Here is a 23,390-nt window from a genome sequence, read left to right as displayed (position 1 = left end):
GGTGGCGACACCACACGAATCGGATCCGGCGACGTTCGCGCTGGCCAGCACCGCGCGGGTGATGGAGGACGGCAGCGGCCGGTTCCGGATCCGCACTGGGGTCTGGAACTTCGAAGAAGCCGTCATCGACGTCAGCGCCGAGCCGCCGGCGGTCGCGGCCACTGTGCAGTCGGCGCTGCGGGCGCTCGCCGACGGGGTCACGATCCTGACCGACCACCTGGACCCGCAGTTGTTGCCGATCGAACGCGCCAACGTCGAGCGACTCTTCGCCGACCTCGCCCAGGCCGGGGTGGTGGTCGCCGCCCAGGACCGGCTCGACCAGCAGGCGATCACCGCCGCGCTGCTGGGCCGGCTGGTCTCGCCGTACCCGGGCGGCGGCGACCCGCCGGAGCGGGAGGTGCGGTTCTGGTCGGACAGCCCGGGCGCGGTGGCCCAGGCCGAGCGGCTCGCCGAAGATCTCCGGCTGCGGTTGGTGCCGTTACCCGAGGCCACGGTGACCCAGCTGGAGCGCGCCGATCTGACCTCCAACATCGAGGCTTACCAGACCAGTAACACCGTCGCCGAGCTGCGGGGCCAGCTCGCTGGCGCGGCCGCAGTGGTGACCTGTTTCCTGCGCCCCAGCGTGCCGGTGCTGCGCAACCTCAACCGGGTGTTGGAGGGGCAGGACGTGCCGTGGGTCAGCGCCCTTGTGGACGGCCCGTTCCTCTCGGCGGTCGGTGTGAAGTCACCGCACTCCGGCTGCTTCGAGTGCTTCGAGCAGCGGTCGTTGGCCAGGCTCGAGGACCACGTCGCCTACCACGAGTTCACCCGTACCGCGATCGGGGCGCCGCCGCCGCGAGGCAGTGACGCGCCGGTCATGCACCTGCTGGCGAGCTTGGCGGTGACCGAAGGCTATCTGCATGCGGCCACCGGCTCGTCCCGGCTGTCTGGGCGGGCGGTCAGCGTGCACCTACCGACCTTCGAGATCCAGACCCAGGACCTGCTGCGAATGCCGAACTGTCCAGCCTGCGGGCGGGTCTCCAAGCAGCGACTGCGTGAGATCAACTTCAACAGCCGGGCCGCGGTGGACCGGATCGTCTCGGCGGCGCTGCAATGACCCGGCTGTCCCACTACCCCTCGATGCCGCACCTGTTGCGGCGGTACCAGCACCTCGCCGGTAACCAGGCCGGCATCCTGCCGGGATACTTCGTGGCGGTCACCGACATCCCGGGCGAGCCGTTGATGCGGGCCATGACCGCCACCATGCCGGCTTACCACCGGTTCATCATGGACGACCCACACCTGCAGGTGCAGTACCACCTCAGTGGCTACGGCCTGGCCAACGAAGAAGCGCTGGTCAAGCTGATGGGCGAGAGCGTCGAGCGGTACGCCGCGATGGCGGCGATCCGGCTGGTCGACGACGAGTTCCGGTACGCCACCCGGCGGGAGCTCGCCGCCGAGGGTCGCTGCCTGCCGCTGGAGTATCTCGGCATTCTCGATCCTGCCCAACAATCCGCGCTGGGCAACCGGCTGCACCGCTACAGCGACCGGCCGCCCACCGAGGACGACGTGATCGCGTGGGTACGCTGCCCTTCGCTGCTGGAGCCGGGCGAACAGCTGTGGGTGCCGGCGCAGTTGTTCTTCCTCGGATTCACCACCAGCGTCGAGCACCGCGACCTGCTCTTCACCCCGTCGTTCTCCACCGGCACCGCCGCCCACGTCTCGCTGGCCAAGGCGCTGCGCAACGCGCTGATCGAGGCGGTCCAGATCGACGCGTTCATCCTCAACTGGTACACCGACACCCCAGCCCCGGCAGTGGTGATCGACGACGACGACCTGTTGCGGACCTTCACCGGCATGCACCTGGGGCCGGACTCCGCCTACACCCTGCGGGCCAATCACCTCACCCGGCCGGAGCTGCCGCTGCCGAACTTCGGCGTCTTCCTGGAACGGAAGACCGACTCGCTGCCCCGGCTCAGCTTCGGAGTGCAGGGCGACGCGGACCCGCGGTACGCGATGCTGCGGGGCACCATGGAGAGCGCGGCGATCCTGAGCCTCGGCATGTACAGCGCGATCTTCGACACCGCGAGTGTCCACGCCGCGGTCAACACCTCGCCCTACCTGGATCTGGACACCAACGTCCTCTACTACGCCAGTCCGCAGGACGCGGCCCGGAAGGAAGAAGTCGTGGCGGGCCGGTTCCAGGGCTCGGTGAAGCTGTCCGAGATCGCCCCGCTGGCCGAATCGGATGAGCAGGCGCTGGCGGAGCTGCTCCGGATGGTCGCCGGGGTCAGTGAGTGGGCGACCTACCTGGACATCACCCCGCCGGAGCTGGCCGACACCGACTGGAAGGTGGTGCGGGTGCTCATCCCGGAGGTGCTGAGCATGTGCCTGCCCGGCCTACCGCCGAAGGCCCACCCGCGGATGGTGCAGTACGGCGGAGTGACCAATGAGTTCCCGCACCCTCTCCCTTAGTCTGCTGGTGCTGCTCTGCGCTGCCTTCCCGGCGCAACTGTTTCGGGTAGGCCTGGCGATGACGCTCGGCCCCGCCCCCGGAGCCGGGAAGATCCTCGCGCAGCTGCGGCGACTCTGGCTACCCGGAGCGTTCCTGCTCGTCGCCGGGCTGGTCTGGTACGTGGCGCCGGCCAGCGGGGTGCTGGCCGCCCCGGTGGCGTGGTGGTGGTGCGCGGTTGCGGTGGCGGTCGGGCTGGCCGCTCCCGGGGTAGAGGTAGGCGTGGGCGCGGCGACGGCGCTGGCCCGAGGCCGCCGGCCGGTGCGGGTGCGGCTGCACGAGCGGTGGCAGCGCGGCGGTGCCGCCGGCGGGCTGGCGGTGACGACCGCGCTACTGGTCGCCGTCGCGGAGGAGGTGATCTTCCGCGGGGTGGGCCTGTACCTGCTGCGGCATGAGTTGGCGATGCCGGCCGTGCTGGCGGTGGCGGTGGCGGCGCTGGTCTACGCGCTCAACCACCTCTACTTCGGCTGGCTTACGGTGGGTCAGAAGCTGGTCACCGGGGTGCTCTTCGGCTGGCTGTTTCTCGCCAGCGGCGGCAGTGTGCTGGTGCCGGTGCTCGCCCACGTGGCCCAGAATGTGCTGGTGGTGGCGGTCTTGCCGCGGTGGTTCGGCGGCGGGTCGGCCGGTCGCCCGGCGGCGGACCAGCAGCCGCAGCGGGTGCCGCAGTGACCGGCTCCGCCTGGGGGTTCGCCGCGGTCGCGAGCGTGGCCGCCGCGAGCTGGCTGGCGGTCTACCGGCTGCCGCTGGCCCGGCGGCGGACCCGGCAGCGGTTCCGGCTCGCGGTCTCCTCGCTTACGGGGCTCGACCCGCGCTACGTCTTCCCGGTGGTCGGCACCGCGATCTACCTGGTCGCGGGCCTGCTGGCGATCACGGCGGTGACCTGGTGGTCGGGGCTCGACCTGTGGGCGGTGGTGAGCTGGCGGCCGACCCTGGTTGAGGTGGCGCTCACCGCGTTGGTGGCGCTGGGCGCGGCGGCCAGCACCGGCTTCGCGATGTCGCTGGTGTACGCGGTGCGGCCGCAGGTGGATGTGCCGGGCGCGGTGGCGGGCGTGGGGTGGATCCGGGAGATCCTGGTGCTGCCCGCGCACTGGCGGTGGGTGGTCCCGATGAGCAGCGCGGCGGTGGAGGAGTTCTTCTTCCGCGGCGTGTTCCTGCTCGGGCTGTTGGCATCCGGGGCTTCGGTGCCGATGGCGGTGCTGCTCAGCGGCGCGGTCTTCATCCTCGGCCAGGTGGTGCTGACCGAGCGCGGCCTGGCCGCGCTGGTGTTGGGGGTCTCCAGCGTGGTGCTCTCGGTGCTGTGCGGGCTGTTGGTGGTGGTGACCGGCAGCGTTCTTCCGGCGATCGTGGTGCACGCATCGTTCGCCGGCTTCTACACGAACCTGGGTACCGGCCGGCCGGTCCGGACAGCGTAAGGAGACATGATGGACGGTGGCATCGAGGGCGTCGGCGTCGAGGTACGTGGGCTGACCGTCCGGTATGGCAGCCTGACCGCGGTCGACGGGGTAGATCTGACCGTCGCCCCGGGGGAGGTGGTGGGGCTCATCGGGCCGAACGGCGCCGGCAAGACCTCGCTGCTGGAGTGTGTGGAAGGGCTGCGCACCGCCGCCGCGGGGCAGATCCGGGTGGCCGGCCTCGACCCGGCGTCCGACCGGACCCGGCTGGCTGGTCTGGTCGGCGTCCAGCTCCAGCACTCCGCGTTCCCGTCGCGGGCCAAGGTGGCGGAGGTCTGCTCCTTGTTCGCGAGCTTCTACCCCGACCCGGCCGACCCGGCCGAGTTGCTGGCCCAGTTCGGCCTCACCGCGGCAGCGGGGCAGCTGGTCAGCAAGCTCTCCGGAGGGCAGCAGCAGCGGCTGTCGCTGGTGCTGGCGCTGCTCGGTCGGCCCCGGCTGGTGGTGCTCGACGAACTGACCACTGGCCTGGACCCGGCGGCGCGGCGGTCGGTGTGGGAAGGGTTGCGGGCACGCAACGACGCCGGACTGACCGTGCTGATCACCAGCCATCACATGGATGAAGTCGAGTACCTCTGTGACCGGGTGCTGGTGCTGGTCTCGGGCCGGCTGGTGGCGCAGGGCACGGTGAGCGAGCTGATCTCCACCCACGCCAGCGACGTCGAGCGGTTGGTGGTGGAGGACGCGGCCGACCAGCAAGAACTCCGGCGGGAGCTGGCCGAGCTGGGGCCGGCGGTCCGGCTCACCCCGGCCGGCAACCGGCTGCGGATCGAGGTGGCGGAGCCGCCGCTGCGGGAACAGGTCACCCGGCTGCTGGCGCGATATGCGGTGACCAGCAGGTCGCTGCCGGCGTCGCTGGAGGACGTCTACCTGAGCCTGACCGGTGAGCAGGCCAGCGCGAAGGAGGAGACGAGCGGTGTTCGGTAAGGTGCTCAGCTTCGAGAGCCGGCGGATGCTGCGGAACGTGCCGCCGCTCTTCTTCGCGCTGGCGTTCCCGGTGATGATCCTCGCCATCTTCGGCGGCATCTACGGTAACGATCCGTCCGACCAGTTCGACGGCCAGGGCACTGTGGATGTTTCGACACCGGCCTACGTGGCGCTGGTACTCGCCGTCGCCGGGTTGATGAGCTTCCCGCTGGGGATGGTGGAGTACCGGTCCCGGGGATTCCTGCGCCGGTTGCGCGCCACTCCGGCGCGTCCGATCGTCTTCCTCATCGCCCAACTGCTGGTCAACGGGTTGCTATGTCTGGTGGGAATCGCCATTCTGCTCGCCGCCGGGGCGGTCTTCTTCGACTTGGCGGCGCCGGCGCACCCGGTCGCGTTCGCCGGGCTGGTGGTGCTTGCCGGTGCCGCGACCTTCGGCCTCGGCATGCTGATCGCGTCGCTGGCGCGGAGCGAAACGTCGGCGGTGGTGCTGGCCAACCTGGTCTACTTCCCGATGATCTTCCTGACCGGTGCCACCATCCCACGGGAGATCATGCCCGACACGATGCAGCAGATCAGCGACCTGTTGCCATTGTCGTACGCGGTTCGGGCGCTGCAGTGGGCCTGGTTGGACTCGGGCGGCGACGAACTGCCGCTGGCATTGGGGGTGCTCGCCGGCACCGTGGTGGCCAGCGCGGCAGTGGCCGCCCGGCTGTTCCGGTGGGAGTAGGCGTGGCGCCGCGGGTGGACCCAGGAGTTCAGGCGACCGCGTTTCTGGCCGCCGCGTGCCGCGCGGTGGAGCAGGACCGGCCGCAGCCGCGGCTGCGGGACCCGTTCGCGGCGAGCTTCGTCGCGGCCCGCGGCCCGGCGCAGCCCGGCTACCGAGGGTTGCTCGAGGCCGGCGGCGACGAGGTGGTGACCCGTACGCTGCTCGTGGATCAGCTACTCGCCGCCGAGTTGGCCGGGCCGACGGCGCCGCTGGTGGTGAATCTGGGTTCTGGGTTCTGCGCCCGCCCGTACCGGCTCGACCTCTCCGCCGCCCAGCTCGTGCTGGAGCTGGACTCACCCGAGCTGCACCGGCTCAAGTCCGAGGTGCTGGGGGAGGCGCCAGCGACCTGCCCGGTCCGGCGGATCGGCGCCGACCTGCGGGATCAGTCGGCGTTGCGGGAGGTGCTGGCGGCCGAGTGCGGTGCCGCGTCGCGGGTGGTGGTGGTGAGTGAAGGGCTGCTGCCGTACCTACCGCCGCCGGCGTTGACGGCCCTCGCCGGTACGCTCGCCGATGCCCTCCCCCCGGGGACGGTCTGGCTGACCGATGTGGTCTCGGCCGATTCCGCTCGGCAGATGGCGGCCCTGGCCGGCGGGGTGGGCGCGCGGGTGGAGCTGCACGGTCTGGTCAGCCTGGACCCGTTCACGGAGGTTGGCTGGGAGCCGGCCGACTACCGGATCTTGCCGGTGGCGAGGCGGGGCCCGATTGGTCGCCCTGGTGGGGCCGGGCACCGCAGCAGTCACCAAATCGTCGATGGCGTCCTTGCGCTGACGCGGCGGCGGTAGTCACCGCCGCCGCGTCAGCGGCGAGGTCACTCGTAGGAGATAGCGTTCAACACATTCAGCCGGGCGGCCCGGATCGCCGGAATGATCGCCGCGATCACGCCGACGATCGCCCCGAGGATCACGTAGGTGACCATCAGGCCGGTGGGCAGCGTCAGCTGGTTGAGACCCTCATCGCGGAGGGCATAGACCACCGCCGACCCGAGGGCCGCGCCGACTCCGATGCCGAGCAGGGCGCCGAAGAGTGAGATCACCACCGACTCGACGGTGACCATTCGCGCGGTGGCGCCACGGGTCAATCCGACCGCCCGCAGCAGACCGAGCTCCCGGGTACGTTCGATCACCGACAGCACCAGGGTGTTGATCACTCCGAGGACTGCGATGAGCATCGCCAACACGAGCAGGATCTGGATGAAGACCAGCAGTTGATCGAAGATCTGTGTCTGCTGCTCCAGATAACCGCTCTGATCCTGGACCACCACTTCGGGGCTGCCCGCGAGGAGCTGCTCCACCTGCCCGCGGACGGCGTCGGCGTCGGCGTCGGGATTCAACTGAATGAACGCCTCGACCGGATTGGCGGACCGGAAAGCTTCCGCGTCCGCGGCGCCGATGATGTGACCCTGCAGGATCGGGTTGCGCTCGTAGACGCCGACCACCTCGAACTGGCGTTCTCCGTCGCCGCGGGGCAACGTGATCGGGATCGTGTCCCCGACCTGGAGCGCCTGCTCCTCGGCGAGCCGGTCGTCGATGGCTACCTCGCCGCCGGCCAGCGCCCGGATCGAGCCGTCCACAGTCTCGACGTTCGACATCGCGGCCCAGGCGCCCAGATCGTCGGTGGCCAGCAAGAATCCGCTGCCGCCCTCGACCTCGACGAAGTCGTACCAGAACCCGGCGACCGACTCGACCTCCGGCAGCTGCCGGGTCTGCTCCAGCACGTCAGCTTCGAAGGTGGGGGGAGTGGCGCCCAGCCACTCGCCGGCGACCACCAGGTCGGCCTGGAGGTCGTCCGCGACCAGCTGTTCGATGCTGGAGTTGAGGGAGCTGAAGATGGTGCTGATCGCGGTGACCAGCGCCACCCCGACCATCAATGCGGCGGCGGTGATGGCGGTGCGGCGCGGGTTCCGCCCGGTGTTGCGACGGCCGAGATCGCCCGGTGTGGACCAGGCGAAGATGCGCCCGAGTAGCGAGGTGACCGGCCGGGCCACCAGCGGGGTCAGCAACGCGACGCCGACGAAGGCGAGGAGCACCCCCAGGAGCAGGACGCCGAGGGGGGCGTTGCCGGTGAGGGAGGCGGCCAACGCCGCCGCGCCGCCGATGGTGATGACCGCCCCGGTGATGCTGAGCTTGGTCAGCGGCCGGTCCGGTGTGCCGGCTTCCTGCATGGCCGCGACCGGCGGCACCCGGGAGGCGCGCAGCGCCGGGAAGAGCGCCGCGAACAGCGTGATCACCATACCGGTGGTGAGCGAGCCGATGACGGCGCTGGCGGGGATGCCGATCCCGGCCAGCGGCATCCCGCCGAAGGCACTGGTGATGAGCCAGCCGAGCCCCGCGCCGACGCCGATGCCGAGCCCCAGGCCGAGCAGCGACGCGATCGCGCCGATCACGGTGGCCTCCAGCATCACCGACCCGATCATCTGCCGGCGACTGGCGCCGATCGCCCGGAGCAGTGCCAGCTCGCGCAGCCGCTGCGCGACGATGATCGAGAAGGTGTTGAGGATCAGGAAGACGCCGACGAACAGCGCCACCCCCGCGAAGCCGAGCAGAATGTAGTTGAAGAACGACAGCGCCTCTTGAAGTTGTTCGGCTTGTTCGTCGGCTGCCTCGTCGCCTGTCTTTACTTCGTACTCCGGGCCGATCTCGGCGGAGATGGCGTCGCGTAGCTCTTCCGGGGATACGCCGTCGGCGATCACGTCGATGTCGGTGTAGACGTCCGGAATGCCGAGCATCAGCTCTTGTGCGACCTCGGTGGTGAAGGCGACATGGGTCTCGCCGAACAGTGAGCCCCGGTCACCGCTGTAGCCCCAGATGCCCACCACGGTGAACTCTTGGCCGGCCGCCAAGGTGAGCACCTCGACCCGGTCTCCGACCGCGATATCGCCCGAATCGGCGAGCTGTTGGTTGATCGCGATCTCGTCGGCGGCGGTGGGGCCCCGGCCGTCCCGGAGCTCCATGAACTCGCTGTCGGTAGCGTCCGGCCAGTTGCCGCCGAGGCGGGCCGCACCAAAGTCGCCGATCACCTGCCCGGTGCGGTCATCGACGACCCGGGCCCCGTCGGCGGTGATCAGGCCGACCGCCTCACCGACCCCGGCCACCGACTGCACCTGATCCAAAACTTCGGTCGGGATCGGCTCGGTCTCGACCATGCCGGTCTGCGGCATGGTGCTCGACGCGCCGGTGACCACGACATCGACCTCGTCGTACGCGGTGGCGAGCATGCTGTTGAATGAGCGGCCGATGGTGTCGGTGAGGACCAGGCTGCCGGCGACGAACATGACCCCGAGCACGACGGCGAGCCCGGAGAGCATCAACCGCAGTTTGCGGGAGAGCAGGCTCTTCAGGGTGGCGCGCAGCATCAGGCGTCTCCCACCTGGGTGCGCTGCGCCGCCGGTGCTCCAGCAGCCTGCTCGGGCGCTGGCGCGTTGACCACGGCCACCTCGAGTCGCTTCAGTTGATCCAGGACGGCTTCGGCGGTGGGGTTGGCGAGTTCGTCGACGATGTTGCCGTCGGCGAGGAAGATGACGCGGTCGGCGTAGGCGGCGGCGACGGGGTCGTGGGTGACCATGACGATGGTTTGTTGGTGTTGGTGGACGCTTTGTTGGAGGAAGGTGAGGATTTCGGCGCCGCTGTGGCTGTCGAGGTTGCCGGTGGGTTCGTCGGCGAAGATGACGTGGGGTTTGGTGATGAGGGCGCGGGCGCAGGCGACGCGTTGTTGTTGGCCGCCGGATAGTTGGGTGGGTCGGTGGTGGAGGCGGTTGGTGAGGCCGACGGTGTTGATGATGGTGTCGTACCAGTGGGGGTCGGGTTTGCGGCCGGCGATGTTGAGGGGGAGGAGGATGTTTTCTTTGGCGGTGAGGGTGGGGAGGAGGTTGAATTGTTGGAAGATGAAGCCGATTTGGTCGCGGCGGAGTTTGGTGAGGGTGTTGTCGCGGAGGCCGTTGAGTGGGGTTTGGTCGATGTAGACGGTGCCGCGGGTGACGGTGTCGAGGCCGGCGAGGCAGTGCATGAGGGTGGATTTGCCGGAGCCGGAGGGGCCCATGATGGCGGTGAACTGGCCTTTGGTGAGGTTGAGGTTGACGCCGCGGAGGGCGACGACCTGGGCTTCACCTGACCCGTAGACCTTCCATACGTCCTCTGCCCGAGCCGCCGGCACGGTGTCATGCTTGGTCATCTGCGCTACTGCTCCGTTCGGATCCCGTCCAACTGTCGTAAGCCAGCGCAACCCTAGACCCTCTACGCCACTGCGCGCTCCTGCTTTCGGAGTCACTTCGTCTCCTCCGGTAGGAGGAGGTGTCCGTCTGGGGAAGGACAGTTCCGGCGGTCGTCGGGTCATTGCCGCGGGCGGACCAGCCCCGATTCGTAAGCCAGCACCACCGCTTGGACCCGATCCCGTAACCCCAATTTGGTCAGCACGTTACCGACGTGGGTCTTGATGGTGGTCTCGCTCACCGATAGTGCCTGTGCGATCTCGCTGTTCGATTCACCGCGAGCGATGTGGACCAGCACTTCCCGCTCCCGCTCGGTGAGAATCTCCAGCCCGCGGGGGGTCTCGGTGGCCGGCTCCGGTAGCGCGGCCGCGAACCGGTCCAACAACCGCCGCAGGATCCGAGGCGCGACCACCGCCTCCCCGGCCGCGACCGTCTGGATCGCCGCGACCAGGTCTTCGGCGGGCACGTCCTTGGCGAGGAAACCACTCGCACCGGCCTGGAGTGCGCCGACGACATACTCGTCCAGATCGAAGGTGGTCAAGATCAGAACCCGTACCGGCAGCCGGGAGCTGACGATCGCCCGGGTCGCGGAGACGCCATCCAACCGGGGCATCCGGATATCCATCAACACGACGTCGGGCAGCAGCCGCCGGGCGAGTTCGACCGCCTCCGCACCGTCGCTGGCCTCACCCACGATGTCGAGGCCGGACTCTCCGCCGAGCACCATCCGGAAGCCGGTGCGGAGCAGCGGCTGGTCGTCCGCGAGCAGGACGCGGACGGGCTTCGCGGCGGTGCTCATCTGGTCGGTGTCCCGTCGGTCGTGGTCGATGGCGCGGGAAGGGCCCGCCGGGAAATCTTCGCCCATGCCGGCAACCATCCGCGCGGCCGGGTGGCCGCTCAGTTCCCGCCGGTGTTGGCGGGCGCTGGCGCGGGGGTCGACGGTGCCGGCTCCGCCCGCCGGGGGCCGATCTGCCGGTCCGGGAGCGCCAGGGTCAGGAGCAGGCAGAGCAGCCCGAATCCGGTGGCCACCGCGAACGCCGCGTGGAGCCCGTCGACCACCGCCACCCGGACCTCGGTCAGCAGCGGTTCCGGAAGCGTGGCGATCCGCTGTGGCTCCCGGAGAAGCCCCACGACCTGCGCCCCGACCGTCTGGGACAACCACCCGGTCAGCACGGCGCCGAGCGCGGCGACGCCGAAGACCCCGCCCAACTGCCGGAGGAAGGTGCCGGCGGCGGTGGCGACTCCGAGTTGGGTCCGGGCCAGCCCGTGCTGCATGGTGACGATCAACGGCTGCAGCAGTAGGCCGATTCCTGCGCCCAGCAGCGCCAGGATGCCTGCCAGCTGCTCCGGCGCACTCTCCACCCGCAGCGTGAGCGTGGCGAGCGTGCCGCCGCTCATCAGCGTCGCGCCGGTAACCGTGACCCACTTGTACCGCCCGAACCGTGTGATCAACCGTCCGCCGATCAGCGAGGCGAGCACGATCCCGCCCATCAACGGCAGCAGCAGCACGCCAGCGGCGATCGGCGGGTGGCCCTGCACCACCTGCAGGTAGATCGGGAGGTAGGTGATGGCCCCGAACATGGCCGCGCCGAAGCAGCAGCTGATCAGCCCGCCGATCGCGAAGGTAGGCCGACCGAACAGCGACACTGGTAGCAGCGGCTCCCGCGACCACCGTTCCTTGAGCGCCCAGCAGCCGAGGAGTAGGACGCCGCTGCCGGCCAGCGCGACGATCTCGGTCGAGCGCCACGGGTACGTGCGGCCTCCCCAGGTGGCGGTCAACAGCAGGCATGCCACCCCGCCCACCAGCAGCAGCGCACCGAAGTAGTTGATCCGCCGGGCGGAGCGGGGCGGGCTCGGGACCCGACGGAGCACCCGCTCGGTCACCAGTAGCGCCAGCAGTCCCAGCGGCAGGTTGAGCAGGAAAATCAGCCGCCATTCGTACTCGGCCAGCACCCCGCCGAGAACCGGGCCGGCGAGGCTGGCCAGCCCGAAGACCGCACCGATCAGTCCCTGATAGCGAGCCCGTTCCCGGGGCGGGACCAGGTCCGAGATGATCGTGGTCGCCAGGACCAGCAGCCCGCCGGCTCCGAGGCCCTGGACGCCCCGGAAGGCGATCAGCTGCGACATCTCCTGGGCGCCCGCGCACAGCAACGAACCGAGCAGGAACAGCAGCACCGCTAACCGCAGCACCGCCCGCCGTCCGTACCGGTCGCTGAGCGCGCCGTAGAGCGGCATCACCGCCGTTGAGGTCAGCAGGTAGGCGCTGACCACCCAGGCGTACTGGTCGAGCCCGCCGAAACCTCCCACGATCGTCGGCAGCGCGGTCGCCATCACGGTGGCGTCGAGCGCGGCGAGGAACACTGCGGTCAACAGGCCGGCGACCACGGTGCGGATCAGCCGGCGCGGTGGCAGGGGCGACACCGGCCCGGCGGGCGAGGCTGGCGGAGACATGTCACTCCTCCCGATCGAGCTAGGCGCGCTGGAGCGCCCCAGTGGGAAACCCGCCAGGCCGGGGTGAGTTATGGGCAAAGCCGACATTTAGCCCGGTGTGTGGTGGGAGTGGCCGGGGGCGGCGCCCGTTGGGTGAGCTGAGCCGCCGCTCAGTCCGGCAACAGCGGGACCGTCGGCCCGAGGTCGCTGCCCAGCAACGTTGCCCGGACCACGGCGGCGGAACCGAAGCGTTCGCGCACCGCGTCCAGCGCCTGATCGAGCTCATGCCCGTGCTCGTCGGCGAACGGCAGCGTCGGCTGCTGGTCGGCGTGGCGCTCCAGATTGCTCACGGCCACCCCGAGCAGGGTCGCGCCTCGCTGCTCGATCACCGGCATAGCCGCGGCCAGCAGGCCGTTGACCGCCGCCGCGACCGCGGCCGTGTCGGTGGTGGGCTGCCGTAAGGTCCGTGCCCGGCTAACCCGGGAGTAGTCGCCGAAACGTAGCCGCAGCGTCACCGTGCGGCCGGCCCGCCCAGCCGCCCGCATCCGGCTAGTGACCCGATCGACCAGCCCGCTGGCGATGGCGGTGAGCTCCGCCGCGGAGTGCGGGCGCTGCCCCAGCGCCTGCTGGGCCCCGATCGAGGAGCGCCGGCGGCCGGTGGTGACCGGCCGCGGATCCCGATTGTGGGCCAGCGCGTGCAGGTGCCGGCCCGCCGCCTTACCCAGTAACGACACCAGTGTCGGCTCGCCGAGTCGGGCGACCTGCGCCACTGTGCGGATGCCCCGCTCCCGCAGCTGCTGCGCGGTGACCGGGCCCACCCCCCACAACATCTCGACCGGCAGCGGGTGCAGGAACTCCAGCTCGCCGCTGGCCGGCACCACCAGCAGCCCGTCCGGCTTCGCCACCTGGCTCGCCACCTTGGCGAGGAACTTGGTCCGCGCCACGCCGACCGTGATCGGCAGCCCGACCCGGTCGCGGACCGCGCGCCGCAGCTCGGCCGCGATCTGCTCCGGTGAGCCGGCGACCCGCCGGAGCCCGCCGACATCCAGGAAGGCCTCGTCGATCGACAAACCCTCGACCAACGGGGTGGTCTGCCGGAACACCTCGAAGACCGCCCGACTGGCCTGCGCGTACGCAGACATTCGGGGTGGCACCACCGCGGCCTGCGGGCACAGCCGGCGGGCGTGCTGACCGGGCATGGCGGTGCGCACCCCGTAGCGCTTGGCCTCGTAGCTGGCGGCGAGCACCACGCCGGCGCCGACGACCACGGGGCGTCCGCGCAGTCGCGGATCGTCACGCTGCTCCACCGACGCGTAGAACGCATCGAGGTCAGCGTGCAGGATGCTCGCGGTCGTCACCAGGCGAGTATAGAACTCCTGTGCGAGATCGGCCGGCTTCGCCGCGCTGGCCTCAGTCGTCGGCGCCGGGCCGCGGCTCCGGGACCGCCACGGTCACCGTCGCCGCCCGCGGTGCCCGCTCCGGAAACGGCGGCGGGGTCCCGCCGTAGACCGGACACAGCGCCTGGTGTCGGCACCAGTCGCAGAGCCGGCTCGGCTTCGGTCGGAACTCCCGGGCAGCGGTGGCGGCCTCGATCGCCCGCCACAGCGCGAACAACGTGCGCTGGAAGCGGTCAAGCTCGACCGGGTCGGGGGCGTAGTCGCACGCCTCCGCGTCCTTCAGATACAGCAGCCGCAGCACCTTCGGCAGGGTGCCGTGCAGCCGCCACAACACCAGCGCGTAGAACTTCAGTTGGAACAGGGCCCGGGCCTCGAACGCCTCGCGGGGTGCGCCGCCGCTCTTGTAGTCGACGACCCGCAGTTCGCCAGCGGGGGAGGTGTCGAGTCGGTCGACGTAACCCCGCAGCCGCAGCGGACCCGCGGCGCCGGTGACCACCGTTTCGATAAGCGTCTCCCGGGCGGTCGGCTCCAACCGCCGAGGGTCTTCGACCGAGAAGTACCCGTCGAGCAGCGGGCCGGTGCTGGCTAGGAAGGCCTCCGCCTGGGTTGGGTCGCCCAGCACCGAGGTCAAATCCGGCGCGTCGGCGGTCAGGCGCGCCCACTGCGGCGCCACCAGCTCGGTCGCCGCCTGCCGGGTGCGCTCCCCGGCGGGCAGGTCGAACAACGCCTCCAGCACCGCGTGCACCAGCGTGCCCCGGGCCTGCTCGGGAGTGGGCAGCTCGGGTAGCCGGTCGATGCTGCGGAACCGGAACAGCAGCGGGCAGGTCTTGAAGTCGGCGGCCCGGGAAGGCGAGAGCGACGGTAGCTCGTCGGCCGTGGGATCGGCCCCCCCGGTAGCATCGACGGCGCTGCTCGGCTGGGGCACGGTCTCGGGCGTCATGCCGGACACGGTATGACACGGTTGCGACCGCCCCGTGGGCCCGCCCCGTGGCGTGTCGAGCCGCGAGCGCCCCCCGTAGCATTGCCGCAATGGAGCCCACCGCCGCCGGACCCCCGACCGCTGGCCGCCGTGCGGGCATCCCGCTGGGTCGGGTGCTGGGTTTCCCGTTGCAGCTGCGCTGGTCGGTGCTGCTGCTGGTGGCGCTGATCACGCTGCTCTCCGGGCAGGTGATCGGCTACGCCGTGGGCTTCGGCTTCGTGGTCGCCTTACTAATCTCGGTGCTGCTGCATGAGCTCGGACATGCGCTGACCGCCCGCCGGCTCGGGATCGGCGTGCGCGGCATCACGTTGGAGATTCTCGGTGGCTACACCGAGATGGCGGGCGACACCCCCAACCCCCGGGCGGAGCTGCTGGTCTCGATGGCGGGACCGGCGGTCTCGCTCGGGCTCGGGCTGGGCGCCGGCGGTGCCGCACTGTTGCTGCCGGCTGGGCCGTTGCAGCAGGTCGCGGTGCTGGTGGCGCTCGCCAACCTGATCGTGGCGATCTTCAACACGCTGCCCGGGCTGCCGCTCGACGGTGGCCGGGCGCTGCGCGCCCTGGTCTGGTGGTTCAGCGGGAGTCCGCACCGCGGCACCGCGGTCGCGGCCCGCTGTGGCCAAGTTGTGGCGGTCGCCACCGCGCTCGCGGCGATCCTGCTCTACCTGCCCCGGTTCATCACCGAGTTCGGGCTGATCCTCCTGCTGCTGGTCGCGTTCAGCCTGTGGCAGGGGGCGGCCGCGAGCGTCCGCTCGGCCCAGCTCAACCGGCGGTTGCCCGGGTTGGACCTCGATCAGATGACCCGCCGGCTGTTTCCGGTCCCGACCGGCACCCCGCTGGCGGAGGCGCAACGGCGAGCGGCCGAAGCCGGTGCGAGCGCCGGGGCGCTGGCAGTGGCAGACTCCAGCGGCCGGCTGGTAGCGGTGGTGCATCCGGAGGCGGCTGCGGCGGTGCCGGAAAATCGGCGTCCGTGGGTGAGCATCGACTCGGTCGCCCGGGACCTCGACTCGCTGCGGTCGGTGCCGGCCGGCCTGCGCGGGGCGGCGGCGCTGCGGGCGTTGCAGGCGGACCCGGCGGCGGAGTATCTGGTAAAGAGAGACGGAGACGTGATCGGAGTGCTGCGGACCGCGGATGTCGCCCGGGTTCTGCGCGCCACCGGCGGCGAGACCTCACGGGAGCGACACGGATGAATGGCGCACGCGGGCCCTTTGTGGCCGGCGACCGGGTGCAGCTGACCGACCCTAAGGGGCGCACCCAGATGATCAAACTCAAGGCCGGGGGTGTCCACCACACGCACCGCGGCGGGCTCGCCCACGATGACCTGATCGGTGCGCCCGACGGCAGCGTGGTCACCGCCAGCGGCGGTACGACCTATCTGGCGCTGCGGCCGCTGCTGGTCGACTGGACGCTGTCGATGCCGCGGGGCGCCCAGGTGATCTACCCGAAGGACACAGCACAGATCATCACCATGGGCGACATCTACCCCGGCGCCCGGGTGCTGGAGGCCGGCGCCGGCTCCGGCGCGTTGAGCTGTGCGCTGTTGCGGTCGGTCGGTCCGCAGGGGACCGTGCTCTCGTACGAGCAGCGGGAAGATTTCGCCGAGATCGCCCGACGCAACGTCGGCGACTTCTTCGGCGAGCCGCCGGCCGCCTGGACCCTCCGGGTGGGGGATGTGGCCGACTGCCCGGATGACGGCTTCGATCGGATCATCCTGGACCTGCTCACCCCGTGGGAGATGGTGCCGCTGGTGGCGCGGGCGTTGCTGCCCGGCGGGGTCTTCGTCGGCTATGTCGCGACCACCACCCAGCTCTCCGAGCTGGTGGAGGCGCTGCGGGCCGATGGCGGCTTCACTGAGCCGCGGGCCTGGGAGTCGATGGTGCGCGACTGGCACGCCGAAGGGCTGGCGGTGCGGCCCGAGCACCGGATGGTCGCACACACGGCGTTCCTGGTGGTGACTCGCAGACTCGCCCCCGGCGTGGTGGCGCCGACCCGGCGGCGGCGGCCGAGCAAGGGCGCCGAGGCGTACGCTGAGCAGCAGCGGGCGCGGCGCGCCGCGCCGGTAGCCGCGCCTGCTGAGTCAGCCCCGCCGCCGCCGGTCGACCCGCCGCCGCCGGGGGGAACCGACACCGAAGGGCCGACCTCGTGAGCGCTCCGTCGCACGAGCGGCCGGAGTTGCCGGCCGTGTTCCCGGATTGGTCGCCCTACCGGGATCTGGAGTCGGCGTGCCGTGCCTACCTGCGCGACCCGGAGGTGGCGTTGGAAGCGCTCGACGGGGTGCTGCAGCGCGTCGGCGGGTTCGGCTTCACCCTCGAGCGGTTCGTCAACGAGGTGAACGGGGTCTGGCAGGAGGTCGCGGTCTGCGACGGCAGCCGGCTGGTGCTTTGGCACGGTGAAGACCTGCCGGCCGGGGCCGATGACGAGCCGCCGGCCATGACCTCCTCGCTGCGGGTGCTGCCGATGTCGTCGATCACCGAGGTCGGTTGTCGGCGGCGGTTGACCCGCAGCCCCGATGGCCCGCTGCGGGTCGAGAGCGTCGATGTCTACCTGCTGCTCGGCTCCTTGGAGGAAGGGCTGGCCGGCGCCGCCGACGAGGGCACCACCGTGCTGCGGCAGGACGCGCTGCGCTTCGGTAAGACCGTCGAGGACGGCGGACTTGGCCAGATCGCACGAGTGGAGGAGTTCGCCCGGCTGGTCGCCGCGCAGGTGGGGCAACGGCCCGGCTGACCGTCGCCGGATCGGCCGATCGTCAGCTCGGTTTTGCCGACTCGCTGTGGAAGATGCACTCGCCGGGGCATTCTTTGGCCGCGTCGATCACCGGCAGCCGCAGCTCCGGCGGCACCGACACCTGGGCGCCCGGCTCGGTGAGCAGTTCGCCGTCGGGGTCCTTGACGTAGGCCAGCCCGTCGATATCGAACTCGAAGACCTCGGGCGCGTACTGGACGCACAGCCCATCACCGGTGCACAACTCTTGATCTACCCATACGCGCATGGGAAACAAGGCTACCGTCGTCGAAAATTTGGGCCAGAACAGCCCGGAGGAGATCAAGTTTTGATGACAGGTGTCGGGGGTAACGCCGAAAATCGGGGTGAGCAGCTAGGGTTGTAAGACGAAGGTTTACCCCCGGGGAGGTGGACGTGGCACGCAACGACGAAGCGGACGCCCGAGCCGCGCAGTGGGAACGCGAGGCTCACGATCTCTCCACGCAGGTCGCGTACCTCCAAGAGGAGCTCGCGCTGGCGCGGCGGAAGGTCACCGAGGGGCCGCGGCACGTGCGGCAACTGGAGGAGCGGTTGGCCGCTACGGCGGCTCAGGTCTCGCGGCTGACCGAGAACAACGAGCGACTGGTGGCCACCCTCAAAGAGGCGCGGGCCCAGATCGTCACCCTGAAGGAAGAGATCGACCGGCTGGCGCAGCCGCCGAGCGGCTACGGCATCTTCCTGGCCGCGCACGACGACGACACGGTGGATGTCTTCACCGCGGGCCGGAAGATGCGGGTGACCGTGTCTCCCTCGGTCGATGTCTCGCAGCTGCGTCGCGGGCAGGAGGTCCTGCTCAACGACGCGCTCAACGTGGTCGAGCCGTTCGGCTTCGAGCGCGCCGGTGAGGTCGCGATGCTCAAGGAGGTGCTTGAGGGCGGCGACCGGGCGTTGGTGATCTCACACGCCGACGAAGAGCGCATCGTCCACCTGGCCGAGACGTTGCAGGACGCACCGCTGCGCGCCGGCGATTCGGTGATGTTCGAGCCCCGGTCGTCGTACGCCTTTGAGCGGATCCCGAAGAGCGAGGTCGAGGAGCTGGTCCTGGAGGAGGTGCCGGATGTCGACTACTACGCCATCGGGGGCCTCGACCGGCAGATCGAGCAGATCCGGGACGCGATCGAGCTGCCGTTCCTGCACGCGGACCTCTTCCGGGAGCACGAGCTACGGCCGCCTAAGGGCGTCCTGCTCTACGGTCCGCCCGGCTGCGGAAAGACCCTGATCGCCAAGGCGGTGGCGAATTCGCTCGCCAAGCAGATGGCGGCGCGTCGGGGTGAGGAGAAACACACCAGCTACTTCTTGAACATCAAAGGCCCGGAGCTGCTCAACAAGTATGTCGGCGAGACCGAGCGGCATATTCGGCTGATCTTCCAGCGAGCCCGGGAGAAGGCCGGCGAAGGCACCCCGGTGATCGTGTTCTTTGATGAGATGGATTCGGTTTTCCGGACCCGTGGTTCCGGTGTGTCGTCGGATGTCGAGAACACCATCGTCCCGCAGTTGCTCAGCGAGATCGACGGGGTCGAGGGCCTGGAGAATGTGATCGTCATCGGGGCCTCCAACCGGGAGGACATGATCGACCCGGCGATCCTGCGGCCGGGTCGGCTCGATGTCAAGATCAAGATCGAGCGTCCGGACGCCGAGGCCGCCAAGGACATCTTCAGCAAGTACATCCGTCCCGATCTGCCGCTGCACACCGACGACCTGGCTGAGCACGACAGCTCCCGGGAAGCCTGCGTGGCGGCGATGATCGAGGCGGCGGTGCTCCGGATGTACGCCGAGACCGAGGAGAACCGCTTCCTGGAGGTCACCTACGCCAACGGTGACAAGGAGGTCCTCTACTTCAAGGACTTCAACTCCGGCGCCATGATCGAGAACATCGTCGACCGGGCCAAGAAGATGGCGATCAAGGACTTCCTGACCTCCAACCAGAAGGGGCTGCGGCTGCAGCACCTGCTGGACGCCTGCATCGACGAGTTCCGTGAGAATGAAGACCTGCCGAACACCACCAACCCGGACGACTGGGCGCGGATCTCCGGTAAGAAGGGCGAACGGATCGTCTACATCCGCACACTGGTCTCCGGCGGTAAGGGGACGGAGTCGGGCCGCTCCATCGACACCGTCAACCCGCCCGGTCAGTACCTCTAGTCCAGCGCGGCCGGTGCCGTTGCCCACGTTGCGGCGACCGGCGGGCTACGCTCGTGGGATGGCGCAGATCGGGGCGGTGCGATGACGACACGACGGATCATGGGCACCGAGGTGGAGTACGGTATCTCGGTGCCCGGGCAGCCGGGGGCCAACCCGATGGTCACCTCCTCGCAGGTGGTGAACGCATACGGCGCCCGTCCCGAGCTGACCCGGGGTGGCCGGGCACGGTGGGACTACGAGGAGGAGTCGCCGCTGCGCGACGCGCGTGGCTTCACCTACTCCGGCACCGCGTACGAGCCTGCCGAGGCGCTCGCCGACGAGGATCTCGGATTGGCCAACGTGATCCTCACCAACGGTGCCCGGCTCTACGTCGACCACGCCCACCCCGAATATTCCACCCCCGAGGTCACCAATCCGTGGGATCTGGTGCGGTGGGACAAGGCCGGCGAGCGGGTGATGGCCGAGGCATCCCGGCGGGCGGCGACCATACCCAACGCCGGCACCATCCACCTCTACAAAAACAACACCGACAACAAGGGCGCCAGCTACGGATCCCACGAAAATTACCTGATGCGGCGGCAGACGCCGTTCGCAGATGTGGTGTCCCATCTGACGCCGTTCTTCGTCACCCGCCAGATCATCTGCGGGGCGGGCCGGGTAGGCCTCGGGCAGGACGGCTCGCAGCCCGGCTTCCAGCTCTCGCAGCGGGCCGACTTCTTCGAGGTCGAGGTGGGGCTGGAGACCACCCTCAAGCGGCCGATCATCAACACCCGCGATGAGCCACACGCCGACGCCGAAAAGTACCGGCGGCTGCATGTGATCATCGGCGACGCCAACCTCTCGGAGATCTCCACCTACCTCAAGGTGGGGACCACCTCGCTGGTGCTGTCGATGATCGAGGAGAAGGTCCTCACCGCCGACCTCGGCATCGCAGACCCGGTGACCGAGCTGAAGGCGGTCAGTCACGACCCGGGCCTCGGGCACCTGATGCGGATGCGGGATGGCCGCCGGCTGACCGCGCTGGATGTCCAGTGGGCGTACTTCGAGCGGGCATCGGCGTTCGTGGCGTCGCGATTCGGCGACGACGTGGACGAGATTACCGCCGATGTGCTGGCCCGCTGGGAGGAGGTCCTGACCCTGCTGGGGCGGGACCCGACGCTGCTCGCCGATCAGCTGGACTGGGTCGCGAAGCTGCGGCTGCTGGAGGGCTACCGGGAGCGGGAGCAGCTCGGCTGGGCCTCGCACAAGCTCCAGCTTGTGGATCTCCAGTACAGCGACGTCCGGCCGGAGAAGGGGCTCTACCACCGGCTGGTCAGCCGCGGGGCGATGCGTACCCTGCTGGAGCCCGCACAGGTGGAGTCGGCGATGTCGGAGCCGCCGGCGGATACCCGCGCCTATTTCCGGGGCCGCTGTCTGGCGCAGTACGCCTCCGAGGTGGTGGCGGCGAGCTGGGATTCAGTGATCTTCGACGTCGGCCGCGAGTCGCTGGTCCGGGTTCCGATGATGGAGCCCGAGCGGGGCACCAAGGTGCACGTGGGGCAGTTGTTCGACCGTTGCCCGAGCGCGAAGGATCTCCTTGAGGTCATCGCCGGCTGATCGGCGCCGATCCTCTTACCGGTCGTATCCGCGGGGTACGTTTGCCTAGACACGTGTTTCGACGAGGAGGTCAAGGTGACGAGGAGGGCAAGGTATGGCTACGCGTGACACCGGCGGTCAGTCTCAGTCCGGGAAGTCCCGGCGGGATGAGGTCGAGGAGACCGAGGCGGCGGAGGTCGACCCGGAGGTCGCCGAGCGGGTCGAGAAGGTCTCCGAGGAGGTCGACGATCTGCTCGACGAGATCGACTCCGTTCTGGAGGAGAACGCCGAGGAGTTCATCCGGGGCTACGTGCAGAAGGGCGGAGAGTGACCAGACCGCCCTTTAGCGGTGGTAGTCCCTCCTCTCGGGAGTCACCGGTTACCTCGGCCGGGTGACTCCGCAGTGGCCCCGGGCACCTGGTCGCCGCGGCTGCGCGCAGCGCTGTCCGGGTCGTGACCCGTGCGGCGCCACGCGGGGCCCGACCGGGCGCACCAGTCCACCCCCGACCCGACTAGCCTGGACGCAGCGTTCGACGGATCATCACAGGTGTGGCCAGATCAGACGAGAGGATGCACGTGTCAGCGGTTAGTGATACCTCCCGAGGGCTGCCCAGCGCCTTCACCAATGCGGGGACCTCTTCCTTCACCCAGTTCCTGAGCGTCGCCGCCCCCGATCTGCTGCCCGGCCGGCGGCCGTTGCCGGCCGGCTCCGCCAGTGACCTGGCTCCGCACGCCACCACTGTGGTGGCGCTGCGTTGTCACGGTGGGGTGGTGATGGCGGCGGACCGGCGCGCCACCATGGGGCACATGATCGCCTCCCGGGACATCGACAAGCTGTACGCGGCTGACCCGTACTCGCTGGTCGGCGCGGCCGGCACCGGCGGCGCGATGTATGAACTGATCCGGCTGTTCCAGGTGGAGCTCGAGCATTACGAGAAGATCGAGGGCGCGATGCTCTCGCTGGAGGGCAAGGCGAACCGGCTGGCGGCGCTGGTGCGCGGCAACCTGGGCGCGGCGATGCAGGGGCTGGTCGCCGTGCCGCTCTTCGCCGGGTTCGATCTGGCCGCCAGCGACCCGGCCGAGGCGGGCCGGATCTTCAGCTACGACATCGCGGGCAGCCTCCATGAGGAGAGCCGGATGGGGTTCGAGGGGGTCGGTTCCGGCTCGATCTTCGCCAAGGCCTCGCTGAAGAAGCGTTACCGTTCCGGTCTCCCGGCCGATGAGGCGGTGCGGTTGGCGGTGGAGTCGCTCTACGACGCCGCCGACGACGATACCGCGACCGGCGGGCCAGACCTGATCCGCAAGATCTACCCGGTGGTGATGACGGCCACCGCCGAGGGCACCCGCCGGCTCCCCGAGTCGGAGGCCGCCCAGGTGGCGGAGGCGGTCGTGGCGAGCCGTACGGAGAACCCCGGTGGCTGAGCGTCCCGTCACCGGCTGCCCTGACCGATCGTCTGCAAAGGAGAGCTGAACCACCGTGGCCATGCAGTTCTACGCGTCGCCTGAACAGATCATGCGTGACCGCGCGGAGTTCGCGCGGAAAAACATCGCCCGGGGACGCAACGCGGTCGTGCTCAGCTGCGCCGACGGTGTGCTCTTCGTCGCCGAGAACATCTCGACCGCCCTCCACAAGGTCAGCGAGATCTATGACCGGATCGGCTTCGCCGCCGCCGGCCGGTACAACGAATTCGAGAATCTGCGGCGGGCGGGGGTCCGGATGGCGGACCTCAACGGCTACAGCTACGACCGACGCGACGTGACCGGACGGGCGTTGGCGAACGCGTACGCCCAGACCCTCGGTGCGATCTTCACCGACCAGACGAAGCCGTTCGAGGTCGAGATCTGCGTGGCCGAGGTGGGTGCGGCCCCGGCCCAGGACGAGCTTTACAAGATCACCTACGACGGTACGGTGCAGGACTACCCCTCCGGCGTACTGGTGCTGGGTGGTGAAGCGGACACGATCGTCGGCAACATCGCCGCCGACCACCAGGTCGATGAGTCGCTCGCCACCGGTCTCCGGCTGGCGGTTCGCGGCCTGTCCAGCGTCGGCGGCGAGGGCGGCAACAGCCGGTCGGTCGCGCCGGAGCAGCTGGAGGTGGCGTTGCTGGACCGGGCCCGCACGGGCCGGACCTTCCGGCGGATCACCGGCGCCGCGTTGACGGCGTTGGCGGCCGAGGAGTCGGGCGGCGGAGGCGAGCCCGCCGGTGCCGAGTCGGCGGGCGACGGCGAGGCCACCGACGAGGGTGAATCCTCGGGCTGATCGGGTCGTCCGGA

22 protein-coding genes are annotated in these 23,390 nt (G+C 69.9%); 15 read left to right on the top strand and 7 right to left on the bottom strand.

Features of this window, described 5'->3' with window-relative positions:
* The first annotated feature begins 1 nt into the window (after window position 1).
* Genes JQS43_RS13505 through JQS43_RS13475 form a run of 7 tightly spaced genes read left to right on the top strand, consistent with a single transcriptional unit; the run spans window position 2 to window position 6,414 of the window.
* Window positions 2-1,096, top strand: coding sequence for a TOMM precursor leader peptide-binding protein (locus tag JQS43_RS13505; protein WP_239674743.1), 1,095 nt, complete (start codon window positions 2-4; stop codon window positions 1,094-1,096).
* Window positions 1,093-2,454, top strand: a complete 1,362-nt coding sequence (locus JQS43_RS13500) for a YcaO-like family protein (RefSeq protein WP_239674742.1) — start codon at window positions 1,093-1,095, stop codon at window positions 2,452-2,454. The genes JQS43_RS13505 and JQS43_RS13500 overlap by 4 nt, the downstream gene beginning before the upstream one ends.
* On the top strand, window positions 2,429-3,160 hold the full coding sequence (locus JQS43_RS13495; protein ID WP_239674741.1) for a CPBP family intramembrane glutamic endopeptidase: 732 nt from the start codon (window positions 2,429-2,431) through the stop codon (window positions 3,158-3,160). The genes JQS43_RS13500 and JQS43_RS13495 overlap by 26 nt, the downstream gene beginning before the upstream one ends.
* Window positions 3,157-3,903 carry a CPBP family intramembrane glutamic endopeptidase gene (locus JQS43_RS13490; RefSeq protein WP_239674740.1) on the top strand — a complete coding sequence of 249 codons (747 nt, stop codon included), beginning with the start codon at window positions 3,157-3,159 and terminating at the stop codon, window positions 3,901-3,903. The genes JQS43_RS13495 and JQS43_RS13490 overlap by 4 nt, the downstream gene beginning before the upstream one ends.
* Before the next feature lie 9 nt (window positions 3,904-3,912).
* On the top strand, window positions 3,913-4,866 hold the full coding sequence (locus JQS43_RS13485) for an ABC transporter ATP-binding protein (protein WP_239674739.1): 954 nt from the start codon (window positions 3,913-3,915) through the stop codon (window positions 4,864-4,866).
* Window positions 4,856-5,593, top strand: a complete 738-nt coding sequence (locus JQS43_RS13480) for an ABC transporter permease (protein ID WP_239674738.1) — start codon at window positions 4,856-4,858, stop codon at window positions 5,591-5,593. The genes JQS43_RS13485 and JQS43_RS13480 overlap by 11 nt, the downstream gene beginning before the upstream one ends.
* Before the next feature lie 2 nt (window positions 5,594-5,595).
* On the top strand, window positions 5,596-6,414 hold the full coding sequence (locus tag JQS43_RS13475; RefSeq protein ID WP_239674737.1) for a class I SAM-dependent methyltransferase: 819 nt from the start codon (window positions 5,596-5,598) through the stop codon (window positions 6,412-6,414).
* 26 nt (window positions 6,415-6,440) lie between these two features.
* On the opposite strand, the gene JQS43_RS13470 is transcribed toward JQS43_RS13475, so the two are convergent.
* The 6 genes from JQS43_RS13470 to JQS43_RS13445 form a co-directional block, all read right to left on the bottom strand.
* Window positions 6,441-8,984 carry an ABC transporter permease gene (locus JQS43_RS13470; protein ID WP_239674736.1) on the bottom strand — a complete coding sequence of 848 codons (2,544 nt, stop codon included), beginning with the start codon at window positions 8,982-8,984 and terminating at the stop codon, window positions 6,441-6,443.
* Window positions 8,984-9,799, bottom strand: coding sequence for an ABC transporter ATP-binding protein (locus JQS43_RS13465; RefSeq protein WP_239674735.1), 816 nt, complete (start codon window positions 9,797-9,799; stop codon window positions 8,984-8,986). The genes JQS43_RS13470 and JQS43_RS13465 overlap by 1 nt, the downstream gene beginning before the upstream one ends.
* A gap of 158 nt (window positions 9,800-9,957) precedes the next feature.
* Complete coding sequence (locus JQS43_RS13460; RefSeq protein ID WP_239679430.1) at window positions 9,958-10,635, bottom strand: response regulator; 678 nt, start codon at window positions 10,633-10,635, stop codon at window positions 9,958-9,960.
* Window positions 10,636-10,733: 98 nt separating this feature from the next.
* Window positions 10,734-12,287, bottom strand: coding sequence for a DHA2 family efflux MFS transporter permease subunit (locus JQS43_RS13455; RefSeq protein ID WP_239674734.1), 1,554 nt, complete (start codon window positions 12,285-12,287; stop codon window positions 10,734-10,736).
* Between the two features lie 149 nt (window positions 12,288-12,436).
* Window positions 12,437-13,627, bottom strand: coding sequence for a DNA polymerase IV (dinB, locus tag JQS43_RS13450; protein WP_239679429.1), 1,191 nt, complete (start codon window positions 13,625-13,627; stop codon window positions 12,437-12,439).
* 49 nt (window positions 13,628-13,676) lie between these two features.
* Window positions 13,677-14,603: a RecB family exonuclease gene (locus JQS43_RS13445; protein WP_239674733.1), complete on the bottom strand. Its 927-nt coding sequence runs from the start codon at window positions 14,601-14,603 to the stop codon at window positions 13,677-13,679.
* Window positions 14,604-14,692: 89 nt separating this feature from the next.
* Between JQS43_RS13445 and JQS43_RS13440 the strand changes: the two genes are divergently transcribed.
* Genes JQS43_RS13440 through JQS43_RS13430 form a run of 3 tightly spaced genes read left to right on the top strand, consistent with a single transcriptional unit; the run spans window position 14,693 to window position 17,363 of the window.
* The gene (locus JQS43_RS13440) at window positions 14,693-15,829 is read left to right on the top strand and encodes a site-2 protease family protein (RefSeq protein ID WP_420847586.1); all 1,137 of its coding nucleotides are present in this window, start codon (window positions 14,693-14,695) and stop codon (window positions 15,827-15,829) included.
* Window positions 15,826-16,785: a tRNA (adenine-N1)-methyltransferase gene (locus JQS43_RS13435; RefSeq protein WP_239674732.1), complete on the top strand. Its 960-nt coding sequence runs from the start codon at window positions 15,826-15,828 to the stop codon at window positions 16,783-16,785. The genes JQS43_RS13440 and JQS43_RS13435 overlap by 4 nt, the downstream gene beginning before the upstream one ends.
* Entirely contained in the window at window positions 16,782-17,363 is a 582-nt protein-coding gene (locus JQS43_RS13430; RefSeq protein WP_239674731.1) for a hypothetical protein, read from the top strand. The genes JQS43_RS13435 and JQS43_RS13430 overlap by 4 nt, the downstream gene beginning before the upstream one ends.
* A gap of 22 nt (window positions 17,364-17,385) precedes the next feature.
* Here the strand turns inward: JQS43_RS13430 and JQS43_RS13425 are convergent, their stop codons facing one another.
* A complete protein-coding gene (locus JQS43_RS13425; RefSeq protein WP_239674730.1) occupies window positions 17,386-17,628 on the bottom strand; it encodes a ferredoxin in 243 nt (80 codons plus the stop codon).
* A gap of 146 nt (window positions 17,629-17,774) precedes the next feature.
* On the opposite strand from JQS43_RS13425, the gene arc reads away from it, so the two are divergent.
* The 5 genes from arc to prcA all read left to right on the top strand — a co-directional run bounded on the left by arc (window position 17,775) and on the right by prcA (window position 23,376).
* Complete coding sequence (gene arc, locus JQS43_RS13420; RefSeq protein WP_239674729.1) at window positions 17,775-19,541, top strand: proteasome ATPase; 1,767 nt, start codon at window positions 17,775-17,777, stop codon at window positions 19,539-19,541.
* 81 nt (window positions 19,542-19,622) lie between these two features.
* On the top strand, window positions 19,623-21,137 hold the full coding sequence (dop, locus tag JQS43_RS13415) for a depupylase/deamidase Dop (protein ID WP_338037117.1): 1,515 nt from the start codon (window positions 19,623-19,625) through the stop codon (window positions 21,135-21,137).
* A 94-nt stretch (window positions 21,138-21,231) separates the two neighbouring features.
* Window positions 21,232-21,447: a ubiquitin-like protein Pup gene (locus JQS43_RS13410; protein ID WP_239674728.1), complete on the top strand. Its 216-nt coding sequence runs from the start codon at window positions 21,232-21,234 to the stop codon at window positions 21,445-21,447.
* Between the two features lie 239 nt (window positions 21,448-21,686).
* Window positions 21,687-22,538 (top strand): proteasome subunit beta, encoded by an 852-nt coding sequence (gene prcB / locus JQS43_RS13405; protein WP_420847705.1) that lies wholly within the window; start codon window positions 21,687-21,689, stop codon window positions 22,536-22,538.
* Between the two features lie 55 nt (window positions 22,539-22,593).
* Window positions 22,594-23,376, top strand: a complete 783-nt coding sequence (gene prcA, locus JQS43_RS13400) for a proteasome subunit alpha (protein WP_338037116.1) — start codon at window positions 22,594-22,596, stop codon at window positions 23,374-23,376.
* Window positions 23,377-23,390: the final 14 nt, after the last annotated feature.

The sequence above is a fragment of the Natronosporangium hydrolyticum genome, from assembly GCF_016925615.1.
In the GTDB taxonomy this organism is placed as follows: Bacteria; Actinomycetota; Actinomycetes; order Mycobacteriales; family Micromonosporaceae; genus Natronosporangium; species Natronosporangium hydrolyticum.
This window is presented reverse-complemented; position numbering and strand designations above follow the sequence as displayed.